The organism is Arthrobacter sp. NPDC089319 (assembly GCF_040684925.1).
Classification (GTDB): domain Bacteria; phylum Actinomycetota; class Actinomycetes; order Actinomycetales; family Micrococcaceae; genus Crystallibacter.
Map to the genome: position 1 here is coordinate 128824 of NZ_JBFBGZ010000009.1, position 18810 is coordinate 147633.

Annotated in this window: 12 protein-coding genes; 7 read left to right on the forward strand and 5 right to left on the reverse strand. The window is 60.5% G+C overall.

Annotation, left to right across the window (positions count from 1 at the left end):
- Positions 1-55 precede the first annotated feature (55 nt).
- Positions 56-3703: a transcription-repair coupling factor gene (gene mfd, locus AB0N75_RS14285; RefSeq protein ID WP_364651074.1), complete on the reverse strand. Its 3648-nt coding sequence runs from the start codon at positions 3701-3703 to the stop codon at positions 56-58.
- A gap of 413 nt (positions 3704-4116) precedes the next feature.
- On the opposite strand from mfd, the gene AB0N75_RS14290 reads away from it, so the two are divergent.
- The 6 genes from AB0N75_RS14290 to AB0N75_RS14315 all read left to right on the forward strand — a co-directional run bounded on the left by AB0N75_RS14290 (position 4117) and on the right by AB0N75_RS14315 (position 9769).
- The gene (locus AB0N75_RS14290; RefSeq protein WP_364651077.1) at positions 4117-4620 is read left to right on the forward strand and encodes a DUF2505 domain-containing protein; all 504 of its coding nucleotides are present in this window, start codon (positions 4117-4119) and stop codon (positions 4618-4620) included.
- Positions 4621-4696: 76 nt separating this feature from the next.
- The gene (locus AB0N75_RS14295) at positions 4697-4849 is read left to right on the forward strand and encodes a hypothetical protein (RefSeq protein WP_364651080.1); all 153 of its coding nucleotides are present in this window, start codon (positions 4697-4699) and stop codon (positions 4847-4849) included.
- A 377-nt stretch (positions 4850-5226) separates the two neighbouring features.
- Positions 5227-6570, forward strand: a complete 1344-nt coding sequence (locus AB0N75_RS14300) for a UDP-glucose/GDP-mannose dehydrogenase family protein (RefSeq protein ID WP_364651083.1) — start codon at positions 5227-5229, stop codon at positions 6568-6570.
- 2 nt (positions 6571-6572) lie between these two features.
- Positions 6573-7589: an NAD-dependent epimerase/dehydratase family protein gene (locus AB0N75_RS14305; protein WP_364651086.1), complete on the forward strand. Its 1017-nt coding sequence runs from the start codon at positions 6573-6575 to the stop codon at positions 7587-7589.
- Entirely contained in the window at positions 7579-8364 is a 786-nt protein-coding gene (locus AB0N75_RS14310) for a WecB/TagA/CpsF family glycosyltransferase (RefSeq protein ID WP_364651089.1), read from the forward strand. The genes AB0N75_RS14305 and AB0N75_RS14310 overlap by 11 nt, the downstream gene beginning before the upstream one ends.
- 211 nt (positions 8365-8575) lie before the next feature.
- The gene (locus AB0N75_RS14315; protein ID WP_364651092.1) at positions 8576-9769 is read left to right on the forward strand and encodes an IS1249 family transposase; all 1194 of its coding nucleotides are present in this window, start codon (positions 8576-8578) and stop codon (positions 9767-9769) included.
- Positions 9770-10471: 702 nt separating this feature from the next.
- Here AB0N75_RS14315 and AB0N75_RS14320 read toward each other — a convergent pair.
- Genes AB0N75_RS14320 through AB0N75_RS14330 form a run of 3 tightly spaced genes read right to left on the reverse strand, consistent with a single transcriptional unit; the run spans position 10472 to position 13786 of the window.
- Entirely contained in the window at positions 10472-11440 is a 969-nt protein-coding gene (locus AB0N75_RS14320) for a glycosyltransferase (RefSeq protein ID WP_364651094.1), read from the reverse strand.
- A 17-nt stretch (positions 11441-11457) separates the two neighbouring features.
- A complete protein-coding gene (murB, locus tag AB0N75_RS14325; RefSeq protein WP_364651097.1) occupies positions 11458-12459 on the reverse strand; it encodes a UDP-N-acetylmuramate dehydrogenase in 1002 nt (333 codons plus the stop codon).
- 4 nt (positions 12460-12463) lie between these two features.
- Positions 12464-13786: a UDP-N-acetylglucosamine 1-carboxyvinyltransferase gene (locus AB0N75_RS14330; RefSeq protein ID WP_364651100.1), complete on the reverse strand. Its 1323-nt coding sequence runs from the start codon at positions 13784-13786 to the stop codon at positions 12464-12466.
- A 1630-nt stretch (positions 13787-15416) separates the two neighbouring features.
- Between AB0N75_RS14330 and AB0N75_RS14335 the strand changes: the two genes are divergently transcribed.
- Positions 15417-16889, forward strand: a complete 1473-nt coding sequence (locus AB0N75_RS14335) for a lipopolysaccharide biosynthesis protein (protein ID WP_364651103.1) — start codon at positions 15417-15419, stop codon at positions 16887-16889.
- Between the two features lie 491 nt (positions 16890-17380).
- Here AB0N75_RS14335 and AB0N75_RS14340 read toward each other — a convergent pair whose 3' ends face one another.
- Positions 17381-18694, reverse strand: a complete 1314-nt coding sequence (locus AB0N75_RS14340; protein ID WP_364651106.1) for an O-antigen ligase family protein — start codon at positions 18692-18694, stop codon at positions 17381-17383.
- Between the last annotated feature and the right edge of the window lie 116 nt (positions 18695-18810).

Here is an 18810-nt window from a genome sequence, read left to right on the forward strand (position 1 = left end):
TCTTGCAACCGGTCGCGGACGCTTTGCGGCATTGGCTGCCTGACCAACAGCGCCGCTAGTCTGTGAAGACCGCGTCGATCACACCCTGCGCCCACTCCAGGATCTGTTGGTCGGCCAGGTCTCTGCCCCCGATCCTGGCGGTCTTGGGTTTGGGGATCAGGATGAAGTCCAGCGCGGGTTTCACCTGCGAGCCCGGGTACATCCGGGTTAGCCGCATCGCCTTGGACTCCGGTAGTGCCGCCGGCGCGAACTTGATGAAGTTGCCCTGTACCGCCACATCGGTCAGTCCGGCGGCGCGGGCCCGGACCCGGAAACGTGCCACGGCGACGAGGTTCTGCACCGGCTCCGGTAGCTCGCCGTAGCGGTCGGTGAGCTCGGCAACCACTTCGGCGATGGCCTCGTCGGTGGCCGCCTGCGCCAGCTTCCGGTAGGCCTCCAAGCGCAGGCGCTCCCCCGGCACGTAGTCGTGCGGCAGGTGGGCGTTGACCGGCAGCTCGATCTTCATGTCGGCAACCTTTTGCTCGGTTTCGCCGCGGAAATCGGCCACGGCCTCGCCGACCAGCCGGATGTACAGGTCGAAGCCGACGCCGGCAATGTGCCCCGACTGTTCCCCGCCGAGCAGATTTCCTGCACCGCGGATTTCCAGGTCCTTCAGGGCCAGCTGCATGCCCGCGCCGAGTTCGTTGTGCGCCGCCACTGCCTTGAGCCGCTCCAGCGCCACTTCGCCAAGCGGTTTCTCGGCGTCGAACAGGAAGTAGGCGTAGGCCCGCTCCCGGCCGCGGCCCACCCGGCCGCGCAGCTGGTGCAGCTGGGAGAGGCCGTAGCGGTCCGCGCGGTCAACGATCAGCGTGTTGGCGTTGGAGATGTCCAGCCCGGTTTCGATGATGGTGGTGCAGACCAGCACGTCGAACCGCTTTTCCCAGAAATCGACGATGATCTGTTCCAGCCGGGACTCGCTCATCTGCCCGTGCGCCACTTCCACCCGCGCTTCGGGGACCAGTTCCCGGATCCGCGCCGCCTGCCGCTCGATGGACGAGACGCGGTTGTGCACGAAAAAGACCTGTCCTTCGCGCATCAGCTCGCGCCGGATCGCCGCCGTCGTCTGCTTGTCCGTGTACGGGCCAACGTACGTCAGCACCGGGTGCCGCTCCTCCGGCGGGGTGGCCAGCGTGGACGTCTCGCGGATGCCGGTCAGCGACATCTCCAGGGTCCGCGGGATCGGCGTCGCGGACATGGCCAGCACGTCCACGTTGGTACGCATCTTCTTCAGCGCTTCCTTGTGTTCGACGCCGAAGCGCTGTTCCTCGTCCACGATGACCAGGCCCAGGTCCTTGAACTGGACCTCCTTGGAGAGCAGCCGGTGCGTCCCGATGACCACGTCGATGCTGCCGTTCTTGATCCCTTCCATGGTGTCCTTGGCTTCCTTGGACGTTTGGAAGCGGGACAGCGCCTTGACCCTGACCGGGAACCCGGAGAAGCGTTCACTGAAGGTCTCGAAGTGCTGCTGGGACAGCAGCGTGGTGGGCACCAGCACCGCCGCCTGTTTGCCGTCCTGGACCGCCTTGAAGGCAGCGCGGACCGCGATCTCGGTCTTGCCGTACCCCACGTCGCCGGAGACCAGGCGGTCCATCGGGATTTCCCGCTCCATGTCCGCCTTGACCTCGTTGATGGTGGTCAACTGGTCGGGGGTCTCGATGTACGGGAATGCTTCTTCCAGCTCACGCTGCCAGGGCGTGTCCGGTCCGAAGGCGTGCCCGCGGGACGCCATCCGGGCCGAATACAGGCGGATCAGCTCGCCGGCAATCTCCTTGACCGCCTTGCGCGCCTGGCTCTTGGTCTTGGCCCAGTCGGAGCCGCCCATCTTGGACAGGACCGGAGTCTCGCCGCCCACGTACCGGGTGACTTGGTCCAACTGGTCGGTCGGCACGAACAGCCGGTCCCCGGGGGCACCCCGCTTGGACGGGGCATACTCCAGGACCAGGTACTCGCGCATGGCCTTGGTGGGTCCGGCACCAGTGGAGCGCTGCAATAGCTCGACGAACTTGCCCACCCCGTGCTGCTCGTGCACCACGAAGTCGCCTTCGGTCAGCTGCAGCGGATCCACCGCGTTGCGCCGCCGCGACGGCATTTTCCGCATGTCCTTGGTGGAGCGTGCCGAGGCCCGGCCCAGCAGGTCGGCTTCGGTCAGCAGGCCGAGCTTCAGTCCGTCGAAGACGAACCCCTTGCCGGTGCTGGCCGTGGTGATTTCGATGATTCCCGGCTGCGGTTCGTTCTCCAGCGATTCCACCCGCGTGGCCGGTATCTCCGCGTCGTGGAAGAGTTCGGCCATGCGTGAGGCCGGGCCGGGTCCTTCGGTGGCCACCACCACGCGCCACTGGTCGCGTACGCGGGATCCAATGAACTCCATCATCTCAGCGACGTCGCCCTGATAGCCCCTGGGTTCCCGGGCCGCGATGGTCAACGTGTCGATGTCCAGCACGGTTTCGTCGTCGGGGTTGAACGAGGTGATGGACCACCAGGACACCTGGTGCTCGCCGGCCGCCGTGCGCGTGTCGCCCAGCGAGCGGAAGCCCGCCTGCTCCAAGTCCCCCTGCAGCGCCAGGTCCAGCGGCGCGTCTCCGCCCTCGGAGGCGGTGGCCCAGGCAGCGGCCAGGAATTCGTCGTTCGTGGTCTCCAGATCGTGTGCCCGACTGCGTACCTTCTCCGGTTCAATGACAACCGCGATGGATCCGGGCGGCAGCTCGCCAACAAACGGCACCATGGCATCCACCAGCACCGGCGAAAGTGACTCCATGCCTTCGACCGTGACGCCCCCGGCGATCTTTTCCAGCATGTCCGCGGCCGCCGGCATCTGGTCCTTGAGCTTGGCCGCACGGCTCATCACCGAGGGCGTAATCAACAGCTCCCGGCAGGGCGGGGCGTACAGCCGGGTGGGGTGCTTGACGTGCTCGCCGGCCAAGGAACGCTGGTCTGCCACAGCGAACCAGCGCATCGATTCAACTTCGTCGCCAAAGAACTCAATCCGGACCGGATGGTCGTCGGTGGGCGAAAAGACATCCAAAATCCCGCCGCGCACAGCAAACTCGCCGCGTCGGCTGACCATGTCCACCCGAGCGTAGGCCGCGTCGGACAACCGACGGACCACGTCGGTAAAGGCGACCTCGTCGCCGACCGCCAGCGCGACCGGCTGCAGCTCGCCCAGCCCCTGGACCAGCGGCTGAAGCACTGCGCGCACCGGCGCGATGACCACGCGCAGCGGCGCCGCACCGTCGTCGTGCTTTAACCGGCGCAGCACCGAGAGCCGGCGCCCCACGGTGTCTGACCGCGGCGACAGCCGCTCGTGCGGCAACGTCTCCCAGCTGGGGAATTCCTCGATGAACTCATCCGGCAGGTAGCTCCGCAGCGCAGCGGCCAGGTCTTCCGTCTCCCGCCCGGTTGCCGTGACCGCCAGCACCACCGGTCCGGTGGTCGACGACGGCCCGCCCTCGCCATCGTTGGTCGACCAAGGCGCGCCAGCGCCGCGTGGAGACCCGCCGGTCTCCAGCCCCTGCACCATCTCTGCCAGCAACGCTGCCCGCAACCCAGGCGGTGCGCCGATCTGCAGGTCCTCGCTGCGCTCTGCCACGGGCCGGGCCGACTGCAGCCGCACCTTGGCGAACGTTGTGTCCTCGGCAAGGGCGGCCAGCAGTCCGTTCAAGCTCATGGCGGTAAATTCTCCCGGTCAGCATGCAACACGAATACCCGAGGTTTGGCAGAACCCCGGGGCGACCGTTCAACTTTACCGCGACACAGACCTTAGCGCAGTGTGGCGTAAAGCAATGCAGCAAGCACGCACACCGCCAGTACCGCCACCACGGTGTTCGCGATTCGGCGCTGCCGGGCAGGCGTGAGGCGGTTCCATTTGCGGCGAAGATTCCGAAACACAGGCAGTCCCCCAGACTGGTTGTGGCGCTCGTACTGCGATGTACCCATAGCGCTGTTTCCCTGCAGCCAACGTACTAGCAGCCATACGCTCCCGGGACAGACAGCGCCGAACGTTACACGGCTGTAATCTGCGACCGGAATATCAGTAAGATGGGTGCCGGACGATTGTTCTCAACACCACCGGGAGTCTTCATGGCGCTCAGCGCTTCCACCACCCTGCCCTACTCCGTCGCCCAAGTCACCGAGACCTTTACCGAGGAAGCGTTCCTGCGCCATACCAGCGAACTGGTCGGTGGCAACCTGGAATCAGCAACAGTGGACGGTTCCGTAGACGGTGCCTTCACGTTGACGGTAGTGCGCAAAATCCCGACGACGCGGCTGCCGGACCTGGCCAAGAAGATGCTAGGCGAGACGCTGACCGTGACCCAGACGGAGCAGTGGCAGGCTCCGGAAACTGATGGCTCCCGAACAGCCAATGTGGCCGTGAAGGTCGCCGGTGCCCCGGTGGATGTGAAGGCCGTGCAGAAGTTGGTCGCGGATGGCACCTCTACCCGCGTGGACCTGACCGGCGACGTGTCCTCGAGCATTCCGTTCCTCGGCGGCAAGATCGCCGCCGCTGCCGAGCCGATGCTCGGCAAGGCGCTGAAACTCCAGGCATCCGAGGCCGAGGGCTGGATTTCCGGCCGGACCAAGTAGCCGCGTCGTGGTCATCCCCGCTGCCCTCGCTTGGATTCTAGTTCTGGCCGGAGCCTGGAGCCTTATCCTTGGCGCGTTGCTCCTGACCCGCGCCCGGCGCGACCCGAAGTCCAAGGATGATGCCGGCGACCTCACCCGTTCCTTCACCCTTCAGTTCATGCAACTCACCACGCTGATGATCCTCGGCATCGCCGTAGCGGTCATCGGCGTCCGGGGTCTCATCGGCTAATCGTGTGACAGCGCTGGTCCGCCAGAGTCCTTCCACGGGCGGAACTTTAATGGGCGTACCGAGTCGTGGCTCCCGTTGCCCGTGGAGCCAAGAAAATTGTGTCTCGTAGCCTCCAAGGAGGTGCTCATCTACCGAGCGGTCCATGGTGATGAGCAGCCGGTTTTCCGACTCGCCATTCTGGATGTGCAACGGATGTCAAGGGGGGCCAGACAATTTGTGGGAAGATGGTATGCGTTTGCACGACGCCCGTGGCGACTGCTGGTCAATAAACGTAGGCGTTGCCTTAGGCAAACCGTCCCAACCCTATATGAGCCGAGGGATCATCGATAATGATTTCGGCGCATTGCAACAAGACCTCCCAGAGAGCGAGACCGTAGATGTCCCTGAAAATCGTGATGATCGGCTCGGGATACGTTGGTCTCGTAAGCGGCACATGCTTCGCGGACTTCGGCCATTCGGTAACCTGTGTGGATATCGACGCCGAAAAAATTGAACGACTCAAGCAAGGCGAAATTCCGATTTTTGAGCCAGGGCTTGATATTCTCGTTCAAAGCAATACCGAGGCAGGCCGACTGTCATTCACCACGGATCTTGCCACCGCAGTGTCGGAAGCTGATGTTGTGTTCATCGCTGTCGGAACCCCGTCGCGGCGTGGTGACGGACATGCAGACCTGAGATATGTCTATGACGCAGCCCGTTCTGTTGCGATGTCCCTTAAAGGATTCACCGTAATCGTGACCAAATCGACGGTGCCGGTGGGAACGGGCGACGAGGTGGATCGACTGGTGCGAGAGACCAATCCCGAAGCGGACTTCTCAGTAGTTTCAAATCCCGAGTTCCTGCGCGAGGGCGCCGCGATCGACGATTTCCGTCGCCCAGACCGCGTGGTGGTCGGAACCACTGAAGAGCGAGCTATCCAGGTGATTCAGGAGGTGTACCGCCCGCTCTCTTTGAACGAGGCACCGCTAATGTTCACCGATCGGCGTACAGCTGAGCTAATCAAGTACGCAGGCAATGCCTTCCTAGCAATGAAAATCACGTTCATCAACGAGGTCGCCGATCTCTGTGAGAAGGTGGGTGCAGATGTGCAAGCCGTTGCTCGAGGGATCGGTCACGACAACCGCATCGGGAAAAAGTTCCTCCACGCGGGCCCAGGATACGGTGGCTCCTGTTTCCCGAAAGACACGCTGGCGCTCGTGAAGACCGGCCAAGACAATGAATCACCGCTACGCCTAGTCGAAACCACTGTTGCGGTCAACGACCAGCGTAAGCGTGCGATGGCGCGTAGGGTTGTCGCTGCCTGTGGAGGAGAGGTCCGGGGACTTACAATCAGCTTGCTCGGCCTAACATTCAAGCCGAATACCGACGACATGCGGGACGCTCCGTCCATTTCTATCGTGCAAGGCTTGCTCGATGCTGGTGCCCGGATACGAGCTTATGACCCAGAAGGTACTTCACAAGCTAAGAAGATTTTCGACGGCATCGAGTACGCGGACGACGCATATTCGGCTGCCTCGAATGCTGATTGTGTTGTGCTGATCACTGAGTGGAATGAATTTCGATCAATTGATCTGCATCGCTTGGGAAAACTCATGGCTACGCCACGCCTCGTTGACCTTCGGAATGTATACCTACCGGCCGAGATGAAGGCTGCTGGCTTCCAATACACAAGCATTGGGCGCGGTTCATCCGGCGCTGCTGTGGCGGACAAGGCGTCCTGAGAATGAAGGTTCTAGTAACTGGCTCGGCCGGATTCATTGGTTTCCATACCGCAAAGCGCTTTTTAGACGCGGGACATGAAGTGGTCGGTTTTGACGGTTTCACTAAGTACTACGACCCGCAGCTCAAACAGGCCCGCGATCAAATCCTCAGGGGTTACTCATCGTTCACGCCGGTGGTCGGAATGCTTGAGGATAGAGGACTCGTCCTCTCCACCGTGGAGGAGCATCAGCCTGAGCTCGTCGTCCACCTCGCCGCACAGGCTGGAGTGAGATACAGCATCGAGAATCCCGCTGCATACATCGATTCGAATGTACTCGGCACGTTCCACTTGGTCGAGGCCCTCCGACATCGGAAGCCCAAGCATTTCCTCTTTGCATCAACCTCGTCGGTGTATGGTGCAAACCCTGTTCTCCCTTTTGAGGAAACTGCTCGGACCGCGTTCCCGGTATCCCTGTACGCCGCAACGAAGAGCGCCGGCGAGGCTATAACCCATTCCTATGCGCACCTTTTCGGTATCCCGACCACCTGCTTCAGATTCTTCACGGTATACGGGCCGTGGGGGCGCCCGGACATGGCTGCCCTTAAGTTCATCCAACGAATCCGGCGCGGCGAGGAGATCGAGGTCTACGGCAACGGCGAAATGTCGAGAGACTTCACTTTCATCGATGACCTCGTCGAGGGCATCTTACGCCTCAGCCAAGTTGTGCCGGCCGCATCGCAGACAGAGCCCGAAGTACGCGCTATTGATTCTATATCCCCAGTGGCACCCTGGCGGGTCGTAAATATTGCAGGTGGAAAGCCGGTGCCGCTCATGCGCTTCATCACGGCCATAGAAAATGCACTCGGCGTCGAAGCCAAGAAAAAGATGTTGCCCATGCAAGCGGGCGACGTACCTGACACTCTGGCGAGTCCCGATTTGCTCCTGTCATTGACGGGTTTCAGACCAAATACAACCGTCGAGGAAGGTGTGAAAGCTCTTGTCAATTGGTACTCGGAGTACGAGACCGGTGCAATCTGATCTCGCGTACCCACAGGTTTTGGTCGGAGGCTTCAACACGATCTCTTGCACGAGGGCCGAACTCGCAGAGTTACTACTTGAAGACTGCATTGAAGCACGAAAGCAGGGGGAATCATGGCTCCCGAAACTGGTGTTCTCATCGAACGGCCAGGGCGTTACCCTCGCCGGCAAGTCGCCCGAGTTCATGAGGATGATGTCGGAAGCCGATATCGTGCACGCTGACGGTATGCCGGTCGTATTCGCCTCGAAACTCACTGAGGCGCCGCTACCAGAACGAATTCCCACCACGGATTTCTTCCACGATGCAGCCCAGGTTGCTGAACCAAACGGACTGCGTTTCTTCATGTTAGGCGCCAAGGATGAACAGAATGCGGCTGCAGTAGCAGCTATTGAAAAGATTTATCCCGGCCTCAATGTTGTCGGGAGGCACCACGGGTACTTCACTGAAGCTGAAGATGAAGCCGTCTGCGAAATGATCCGTGAGAGCAAAGCTGACGTGGTGTGGATCGCGCTGGGCAAGCCTCGCCAGGAGGAATGGTGCTTTCGAAATCGCGATCGGCTGCGCGGGGTCGGATGGTTGAAGACCTGCGGTGGGCTCTATGCCTTCCTGGCGGGTGATGTGCCTCGAGCGCCAGAGTGGATGCAGAAAGCAGCCCTTGAATGGCTATTCAGAATGATGGACGACCCAAAACGTCTTGCGTGGCGATATCTCTCGACCAATCCCTATGCGTTCTACCGGCTTGTACGCGAAACCCGTAGAAGACGAGATCGATAATGCAACCGATCTCGGGAACCATGATGCCCCTGATCTGGCCAAGTCTGCCAAAACGACGACCTAGGTCTGGATGGTGATGGCCAGCTTATGGAGCAGGAGCGGACGGTTTTGTGGGTTATAGGCCAGAAACGTGTGTCTGGAGGCGCCTGCTTCATTGTGCTTCCGCGGCTGAATCCGGTTCCGCATACTCCGGGTCCTTTATTCGTGGAGGGTGCTTGATTCTTGGGACGAATGTGCTCTCTGCGGCGGGACGCTAAAACGCAATGGAAAAACAGCTGCCGGTTCGCCCAGACGGCTGTGCAAGGCACGCGGTGCCAGCTCGTCTGAACGCCGGCGCAGACCCGACGTTTCTCATCGGCACGTTCTGGAGGCGTTCCTAGGCTGGCTGCTGAGCAAGGACTCCCAAGCCCAGGCCGACGGCACGGCCACCGGCCGGACCCTGCGCCGCCGGATCGCGTGGTGCTGGAACGTGGTCCCGCAGATCTCCGTCACCGGCCAGATCCACGACGAGATCCAGCTCGACGGCATCTACCTCTCCGGCGGCTGGTGCTGCCTGATCGCGATCGCCGACGGGCACGTGATCGGCTGGCAGTGGTGCTATACCGAGAAGGCCGCAGCCTGGACCGCACTGCTGGAAAAGTTTCCCGCCCCGCGCGCCGTGATCGTCGACGGGGGCTCCGGCCTCGCGTCTGCGCTCAAGCGAACCTGGCCCGATACGAAGGTCCAGCGCTGCCTGGTGCACGTCCAGCGCAACGTCCGCGTGCTGCTCACGCTGCGCCCGCGGACCAAGGCAGGACGGCAACTCAGGACACTTTCACTGACACTGACCAGGATCGCGACCCGGGACGAGGCAGTGGCCTGGCTGAACGCACTGAACGTATGGCACAGCATCCACAAGGACCTTCTCGCCGAACGCACCTACCGCGGAACCGGCCCCGTACCCAAACACGCCGCACCGAACCAAACCTGGTGGTACACGCACTACCGCCTCCGCCGCGCCTACCACCTGATGGCCCGCTGCGTCCGCCAGGAAGTGCTCTTCACCTACCTGCACCCCGACCTGGCCGGCCTGCAGATCGCCTCCACCACCAACAGAATCGAGGGCGGCATCAACACCGAAATCCGCTACCTGCTGCGCAACCACCGCGGCCTGCCGGCAGAACACCGCAAACGCGCCGTCGAGTGGTACCTCTACCAACGCAGCGAGAACCCCCCAACCACCCTGGACACTGATCCGGCCCGAACACCACAAACCCGCCACAACAGCCAAACGGGTCGCAGCCGAGCCACTCGGACCGGCCGAACTCGGCACCCCTGCCATCGCCGAGGAAGGCCTCTGGGCACGCTCAGGATGGGCCGGCAGAACCTGACACGCCCGGACCAGACACACGTTTTTGGCCTATAAGCCGGTTTTGTTGTGCCGGGTCGTGGACCCGGCCCAGTGGTGCCGGCGCTGGGCCTGAGTTGCACACCTGATAGTTGATTTCGCCATCAAGCAAATGTTTGCCTCGCCAGCACTGGCTGCAGTGAGACGTGCCGGGCAAGAGAAACTCAATCCGACCTAAACAACACTGGATCTGGGAACCGATGACGAACCGGACCGGCCCGTGCGGTCGTGGTCCAGTGCCTCCCTGCTGCTGGTCGAAGGTGTCCGGGCTGTCTCCGGGTCTCGGGGGCCCGATGCTGTCGACGATGTACGTTGTTACAGCTTAGTCGGTATGTTTCAGCTCACATCCGACACTACGAGACGACAACCGAAGAAGCTAACATCCAGCAAGAGCTGGAACTCATCCGGTACATAAACAGAGCCCCACCGCTTAGCCGGATAATACTGTGACCATGTGGCGGCATGTAACTTTTTCTCGCATCTGAAGACCGAGTTTTACCAGCCAAGTTTCAGCAGCCGCCTCGCGACAGGCAACGGCGCCATGGACTACATTGAGTCCGGGTAAAACTGGAAACGTCCATTGGCGAGAGCTCCTGTTCTCGCAGAAGATCAGCTCCCGTCTAGGAACCTGTGTGACAAGAAATCAAGGACGACACTGCCTCACAAGGTCGACAGCGCACCATCTCAGCACAAGCCTCTGAGTGTCACCGACTAAGAAGATCAGGATCCACCTTTCATGCCCACGGCGCTGCGCACGAAGAATCTTAATGGTGCTGACACTGGAGAATCAAAAATGCTTCCAAACGCCCCGAGGACATTACGGACCATTGGGCTCAGAATATGCGAACGGGCTATTTCAACTTCGCCTGCCGGTGATCCAAAGAGCACCATTCGAATCGCGGCGTTGACGATCTTCTTCTGGACGGTCGCGTCGTCAGTTCCAATAACCGCGATTGGCCCACTCGCCTCGATTCGCGCAAGTGCCTCGGCTTCTTGGGCCGGCGACATTTGTGCAAGACGCGCCGCCGCAACGGAGTAGCACGCCTGAGAAACGATCTTCGACGCGACGTAGGAGACCCCGTCGAACTGCACGTACCGGTCGTACACGGGCTCCGGAACCGTTGCGAATCGTGAAACCTTTGCAATCCGAAGCCAAAGATCCCGGTCCTGGGCGTACTTGAATGCCACGCGGTACCCGCCTACAGCATTGTAAACATTTCGGCGGATCATCACCTCGCCATGGGAGAAAAAATTAGTCTTAAGAAAGTCGTTAAGGCCCGCGTCGTCGGCGTTCGGGGACCGAAGTCGTCGGATGCCCTGGTCCTCCTGAACGTTGCTGTACCAGCCACCGACCACGCCCACATCTGGCCGTTCATCGAGCAGGGCGACTTGCAACTCAAGCCGCTTAGGCAGCGAAGCATCCCCGGAGCCCTGGATAGCGATGTACTCTCCGGTTGTCTGCGCAATCGCGTCCCGCAGGCCACAGACGAATCCCTTATTCTGCTCATGGACGGTGTATCGGAACCGAGGGTCGTTGTAGAGCGCGGAAAGCTCGGCAAGACGCTCTGCAGTACCATCAGTGGACTTATCGTCGAAGACGATCAATTCAAAGTCTTGGAAAGTCTGATTAAGGATCGATTCGATCGTCCTTTCCAGCACCGAGGCACGGTTGTAAAATCCGGTGATCACGGAAACTCTCGGCATTGTCATCCTTCACTCGATCGTAAATCGGGCCACCGTTCGTCGGCGACCTCGTGGGCGGGACGCATGCGCCCATCAGGCGACAAATGCCTAACCTCGCAATCCATAGTGAACCCAGTGCGGGCTTGGACAGTGGTCCGGACGAGCGCGATCAACCACAGGACATCATTATCAGTGGCGCCGCCTAGATTCACGATGAAATTCGCATGTTTCTCTGAGATTTGTGCACCACCGCGGCGCACGCTCTTGAGTCCTGCTTCCTCGATCGCACGGCCGGGGGCGCCGACGATCGAATACATGGCAGGATTCGAGAGAAAGGTGGATCCGCAATTGGGCAGATCGAACGGGAACTTCGCAGCTCGCTCCGCGAGAATAGCATCGATGTCCACGATGAGCGCCGCCGGCTCTCCCGGGACCAATTCGAGCTCTACTTCGAGGATCGCGGCTGTTTGCCCCTGCAGGTTTGAGGTGCGGTAGGCGAATCCGAGGTCGTCGTGGCGGACAGCATGCAGCTCGCCTCGTTCGTTAGCAATCAAGGTGCGGACAACTTGCTCACCGATTCCCTTCCGCTGCGTCCCACCGTTCATCAGCACGAGGCCACCGAGCGTACCAGGAACACCAGCAGCGTGGATTATCCCACTCAGTCCAGCTTCGGCTGTCGCCCTAACGAGCTCCGGAATAGACGCCCCAGCCTCCGCGTGAACGCGCCTCCCCTCGATGCTCCACTCTGACATCCGAGGGCCGACCCGCATGAGCACGCCGTCGAATCCGCGGGAGTCGAAGAGCATGTTTGAGGTCTCACCGATAACGACGATCGGCTCAGGACGCTCTGCCATGACACGTAGAACCGCCGCGGCTTCAGTAGCCGACGATGGCTCAACGATCGCAGCGGCTCGGCCACCGATCCGCCAGCGAGAAAGTGTGTCGAGCGGCTCATTGAACCGGACGGAACCTGTCACCGCCTCGCGGAGCGTCGACGCGAGGTCAACCGCTACTGCCTCGACCACTTCGTCAGGCTCCGATCTCGACCGGGGTGTCCTCACGAATAGTGATGTCGGCACCTAGAGCGCGCAATTTGCCCTCGAGGTTGTCATATCCGCGCAGTGCCATGTGAACGTTGTGAATCTCCGATCGACCCGGCGCGCACAGGGCCGCAACAACTACGGCCATCGATCCTCGAAGATCGGTCGAATCGACGATCCCGGGGATGAAGCGCGCGGAGCCACCAATCGTGATCTTCCCCGCCTCCGCTTTCAGGAAGGATCCTTCGACGAGCTTCGCGAGCTCACCGACGAATGCGATTCGCTCGGGATATCGGTAGTCGTATACTCGCGAAGTACCGGCTCCGACTAAGCCGAGCAACACGTAGAGTGCCTGCATATCGGAGATGACGCCCGGGTGCGTGCCGCAGGCAAGCTCGAAAGGCTGAACCTGCCCCGAGAGTAGGCAGTCTGGTGTGACGTGGACCGAGGTGGAGTTGCGGAAAAGGTCGATGCCCGCCTTTTCTAAATGGATCAGCGGCACCTCCATCGCGGAAAAAGGCACGCCCTCGATGGTAAGCGCCCCGCCGGATAGGATCGCGTACACGATCCATGTGAGAGCTTCGATGCGGTCAGGCATCACACTCATGCGAGCGCCGCCTAGCACGCCACCGTGCCCCTCGACCAAAATGCGGCTCGTACCATATATCGTGATGTCCGCGCCCATCCTACGCAGCAATTCGATGAGGTCTTCGACTTCGGGAGTGATGTAGGCGTTCGCAATCTCCGTTGTCCCTGTGGCTACCGAAGCGCAGAGAAGCGCATTTTCCGTGCCACCGACAGTGGAGATGGGAAAGTCGATCGTCCCACCGACGAAGCCACCTGGAGCGACGACTTCAATGTGGTCGAACTTCTCGGTTACGGTGCAGCCGAGCCGTTCCCAGACCATGATGTGAAGATTATAGCCACGGCCACCGGCAGGCCCCCCTCCGATAGCGCAACCCCCCGGATATGGAACGCGAGCCAAACCCTCTCTGGCTAATTGGCTAGCAGCCAACAGATAGGTCGTGCGTATGGGCACGTCGAACTGCTCGCGTGTGAGGATTCGTGGTCCAAGCCCGCCTGCTTCGACAGTCACCGTCTGAGTCTCGTCATTCACGACAACCAGACCACCGAGGTCCTGGATGAAGCGCGCCTTGTGACCGACATCAACTAGACTGACAGGGAAGTTCCCGAGCTCCACCGGTGCATCGGACAAGAGCGCTGCCGACAGCAAACGTGTTGCAGAGTTCTTTGCTCCACTAACCCGTACCACTCCTCGTGGTACAGATCCGCCTTCGATCACGGCGCGCATCAAGCCCCCCTCAGTGAGAATTTCTCAGACCTATCATCACGTATCTAGTCTCTTCCGGAGCGAAGCGCTGGTCGTCCCTCTTAAGCCCGCGTTGTCGGTCGGACGAGTTGCTTCGAAACACTCAGGCGTTCGCCCCTGTGACTGTACTGGGAAGTCACGACAGCAGGCAAACTGGCAAAGAATCCGCGCAGAGGCGTAATCCGAGGTCCCCGGTTTGACTCAACCATCGCTATTTTTTGCGCGAGTTCATCGTCGAATTTGGAGGTATGACTCTGTTGGCAGAGGATCGGAACCATTGATTTCCCGGTGGGAGGCGCCGATATCCAAAATGATCCACCGCGCAGACGAGCCGTGGCCAAAGAGGTCGAGGAATAACCCACGTTCGTGTTTGACTGCACGCAGTTGAAGACATTGTGGCGGCCGATGACTTGTACGTCTAGATCGAGGTTACGCTTGCGTTCCTCAGTTATTCAGATCAATGGGAACTACTTCGCAGCCTAGGATCGCTTGTGGATGAAGAAAGGACGCTATGTCCCGCGCGCGCATCAATATCGCAGTAGGCGGAGGAATTAGCCACCCCGCAGCCCATTAGTCCGCGGGGTTCGTAAACCTTCCGTTCCGGGGCCAGCCGCAGCGGGCCGGGGTCATAGTCAACTACTGACACACCGACGACCCATAGTTCGTGGATTCGCTGCATCGATATGGTGCCCACTGGCGACACGCCAGCACCCATTCTCCGACGCCATCTCCCGACACTACTTGTTACTTGTCCGGTGGCATGGAGGTTCTGAGTATACTAATTGCGCCGACCGCCTCCGAGGCGTTCAGCGTTCTCGCTCACTCCTTATAGACTCATGTCGTGACCGAATCCTTTAGACCACCGCGCCGCCCGACTCGAATCCGCACCCCGTTTCTGGCGACGCGACTCTCGGCCCGCAACACAGGCAGTTTATTCGCACGCACGCAGGGGCCGGTTCGGACGCGGTTATTGGTGACCTTGACCACCGCGGCGCCTACGCTTTCCACACGGCCCCGGCGTTCCATGCGGTCTGCGAAACGAGCAACCTCGTCCTGGTCGGTGGAGCCGCGGTTGCCTAAGCAGCGCAATTTCCGACCCACCTTCGAGTTGACAGCAGAAATCGGCGCGATGACCTGATACCGATGGCTAACGGACTCAGTATCCTCGCGATCGGCGGCTCGGAAGCGCATGTCGTCTCAGTGCAAATGTCGTCGGCTGCTTCGCGTACCGCGCTGACGTACACAAACTTGGCTCAGACTAGATGGGCCACCGTAGGTCGAGTGGATGTATCGTCCCCTGTACGCCCCACGACGGCTTTCGAGCCCTACCTGACTGATCCGTTCAAGCTGGCTGGGATACTAATCGCCCGCAGGAGCGCCGTTCCCCAAGGTGAGGAACCGCAGCTCGACGCGGCAACTTGCAATTCGGGGGTGGCGCATCGTGGCAATACGACACCAACCAGCAATACGTGCGATCTTGGTAAATGAGATCGAACGCGGCACCCAGGTCTTAAGGATTGAAAGATCCCTCTGCCGCGCAAGGAAAAGAACTTCGACACTCCATCGTTCAGATAAGACAGTACGGAGTGGCAGGTCGCGAGGAGAATTATAAATGCCCTCTGGACAGTCTCTGACTGCCTCCGCCGCACGCGGCGGAGCGGTTACAATCGTCGCTCAAGTGGCTCGCACAATTGTGTTACTCGTCCAGGTGGTCGTACTGGCGCGCGTGATTGATCCGGGAACCTATGGCTTGCTCGCTATGGTTGTGGCGTTCACAGGCGTCGCAGTAATATTGCGCGATTTTGGGCTCTCGACCGCGGCACTGCGCTCTGCGGTGCTCACCCACCAGCAGCGCACAAATCTGTTCTGGCTAAACACGGGATCCGGCTTCGTGCTCGGGGCGACCATCTTTACGCTCGCCTGGCCGATCTCGGCCTTCTACCAAGAACCTGAGTTGGTCACTCTGGTGCAATGGATAGCGCCAACGTATCTCCTAAGCGGAATCACCGCTCAATTCCGTGTTTCAATCAGTCAAGCGCTTCGATTTCGGGCGCTGGCAATATGCGATGTAGTCCCGCCGCTCGCGGCGCTTGTCCTTGCTATTCCCGTCGCCACGTCGGGCCATGCGCTCGCGGCGCTGATTGTCCTGCAGGTGACCGCACCAGCAGCCGACCTCCTGCTCGCATATTTTCTCGCCCGGTGGCGCCCTGGTCTGCCTCGCCGCGCTGAAGGCATGCGTGGACTGATGTCGTTCGGACTCGGTTTCGCTGCTACCCAGTTACTCTCCTATGTCTCCCGCAATATCGACAGCATTTTGATCGGGCGTGTGTGGGGCGCCAATGCACTCGGTTTCTATGATCGGGCATATCAGCTGTCGGTCCAGCCGGTGAACCAGATCAATACCCCTATGACTAAGGTGGCGTTACCAGTACTTGCGCGCGTCGTGGATGACCGAGAGCGATTCAACGGTGGACTGCGGTCAGCGCAACTCGTTGCGCTTTACGCGACTGCTACGGTTCTCTGCATCGCTGCCGGCCTGTCGGCCCCACTTATCGACGTATTCCTCGGCGCCGCCTGGGCCGCGTCGGCCCCCATTTTTGCCGTCCTTGCGATCGGCTCGGTCTTTCGCGCAATCCAGCAGATCGCCATCTGGTTGCAGGTGGCCAAGGGAACTGCAGGTTCGCTCCTTGTCGGAAACCTCATAGGTCAGCCCGTGATCATTGTCGCGGTCCTCTGCGGGCTTCCATGGGGTCCTATCGGCGTCGCAATCGGCAGCGCTATCGGCTACGCGGTGTTCTGGGTCTTCTCTGTGCTCTGGGCCGGACGAAACACCGGAGTGGATACAAAGCCGCTGCTTAGCCGTGCGTTCCGTGTAGTGCTGCTGGTCGGCGCGCCAGCCGGCCTCTCAGCTTTCGTCGTAAGCACGTTAGTACCCGCTCCAAGCATTGTCCTTCTAATGCTTGGCACAGCGGCTGCAGCGGCGTCACTCGTAATCAGCTGGGCTTCCTCTTCTCAGACTCGGTCCGAGTTGGGCACGCTCCAGCGCTTCCTTCGGGCCGGTTTGGGACACGTGAGCCACTCGTGAGTGGTTTTTGCTCTAGACGCCGCTGGCCGCGATGGCCGCTCGGGGATCTCAGTGCCCTTGGCAACCGCAACTTTTTGTGAGGGAGAATGACGACGATGCTGGCACCCAAGACGTAGTCTGAGAGATTCGCTGCCCATCGCAATATCCTTAGGGGACCCGGGATGCTGAAGGTTTGGGCAGTCTCCTACCCTACGGCTACTTGGATAGTCTTGAAAGAATCCCAAGTTCCAATTCAAAGTGGTACATGTGGGAGCGTGCGGCGACGATAGTAAAGAGTCGGCGAAGTGGGCGGTTACAGGCAGGCCTTCGGCCAGCATCCAGCGCCCAATCCTCCACTGTGATCACCCACCCAATCGTTTGGAACAGGTGGCTCAGTTTTCAACCGTCACAATGGCTCACTTTTCGACCGACACCGACATGCCACGGTTGCCGCCCGGAAGTGGTCATGCCCCGGTCCCTTCCAGCAACGAGTTAGTGGAAGAGACTGTGCGTTAGTTGCCACGGCCGGTTCGACGTCGTTCTTGATTGCCACGACGTGAGCCTTGAAGCGACGTTCCGGTTCGGGCGGTCAATAAATCTCGGGAATCGGCTTCTGGCACAGTACGAGGCGCCTTGGCGCTCCAAGCTGCCTGCGCCACCATCACCGTAACGATGACCCACAGCGTGGACAATTTTCCGCCGAATACGACCCCCATGGTGCCGCACAGCATGACGAAAAGCACGACTGGCCACGCATACCTGTTAGAGCGGTTTGCTCGTCCGGCGAACAGACCGCCGAGCAAGAAGAGAGAGAGCAGTACGGCACCGATGACACCGGTTTCGAAAGCCGCGTTGATCCATGTGTTGTGCGCGTGGGGGGCAACGTAGGAGGAGAAAAAGTGCGCAGTGAGGGGGCTGAAAAAGCTCCCAAACCCGTATCCTTGCCAAAACCGGTCCGGTATCATCCCGAGGGCGCCCTGCCAGATGCTCGTGCGACCGGTCAGCGTTTCCAGGTTGGACCCTTCCCTGTCGAGGAGGCTCATAATTGAGGTGAAGTTAATGGTCACCCAGGCCACAAGACCGATTACCCCGATTATCAGCACAACCTTGAATGCAGCATGGACGCGCGCATACAAGACGGCGCCGACCACAATAGCGACGAACACCGTATTAGCTCGTGTCTGGGTGGCCAATAGCGTGACGATTAACAGGATCAATGCGAGATTGTCGCGGGCAGTGTTCGTGAACACTTGGTGACCCGCTACTCGAAGCGACACCCATACGATGATCCCCGCGCCGACAACGAGCGCTAACCGCTGTTCGTGCCCCATAACCCCGTTGAGCCTCCACGTGACGTCCGGAACGACTGCGAGGCTAGGGGTCAGGAGTAGCATGAGCCACGATGCGCCTGCGACGAGGGTCGCGACACGCGCGTACTCGCGGGCCATGTGCAAGGGCGGGATGTCAGCGTACGAGACGGCAAGCACGAGAGCAAGAAAGAGTAGCCCAGCTTGGAGCATGCTCTCGCCCGGTATCGCCGACCAACCGGCCGAGCCCAAAGCCCAGATGCAGTAGCCGAAGAGGGCGATGACGGGCCACTTAAACGTCACATGCAGGTTTCGGATTACCGATCGAATCCGGTGGAGCAATAGGAAGTACGCTAAAGCGGCGAAAATCGCCACGTTAAACCGAAGATCGGCCCCAAAGCGTGGTCCCTGGACCTCGAGCAAGAGCGCGGCAACGATGATGATCCGCGCTGTCAGCCGCCAGTTCCTTTCGGCCAGCGTTTGCCGGGTACGGTCACGCCTAGCCATGGTGACCTTCACGGCTGAGGTGCCGTATCTAGGGGTAGATGGCACCAATCAGAATCGCGGCAGCGAAGGCTGCCGCGACTCCCACGGGTTCGAACGCGCCAGAAATTGATGCTCCTGACCATGCGGTC